Below are 393 nucleotides of genomic sequence, written 5' to 3'. Positions count from 1 at the left end.
TTACACTCCGCCAGGATGACTTCGATCTGATCGCAACCCGCCGCGGAGAAACCTCCCGATTGGGTTTCACGATGGTCATGCTCTACATGCGCTGGCCGGGACGGGTGCTGGAATCTGGTGAAACACCACCGGCTCCCATTCTGTCATTTGTTGCGCGGCAGCTCGACCTGTCCCCTGGGCTCTGGTCCCATTACGGACGTCGTGACGAAACCCGTCGATCCCATCTGGCCCACCTGATGAAGCGTTATGGCTACCGAACCTTCGATCGGTCGGCATTTCATGACATGACCGGTTTCGCGATGCCAATTGCACATCATGTGACCCAGCCATCCCGCATGGCTGCGATCCTGATTGACGAGATGCGTCGCCGAAGCATTCTCCTGCCGTCGGTCA

Annotated in this window: 1 protein-coding gene; it reads left to right on the top strand. The window is 58.3% G+C overall.

The window, feature by feature from the left end:
* On the top strand, positions 1-393 hold a 393-nt coding region (locus KP705_RS18785; RefSeq protein ID WP_215765402.1), incomplete at both ends, for a DUF4158 domain-containing protein.

The sequence above is a fragment of the Gluconobacter sp. P1D12_c genome (assembly GCF_018812105.1).
Lineage (GTDB): Bacteria > Pseudomonadota > Alphaproteobacteria > Acetobacterales > Acetobacteraceae > Gluconobacter > Gluconobacter oxydans_A.
The sequence above is the reverse complement of the archived record's forward strand: the minus strand, read 5'-3'. Positions and strand labels throughout refer to the sequence as shown.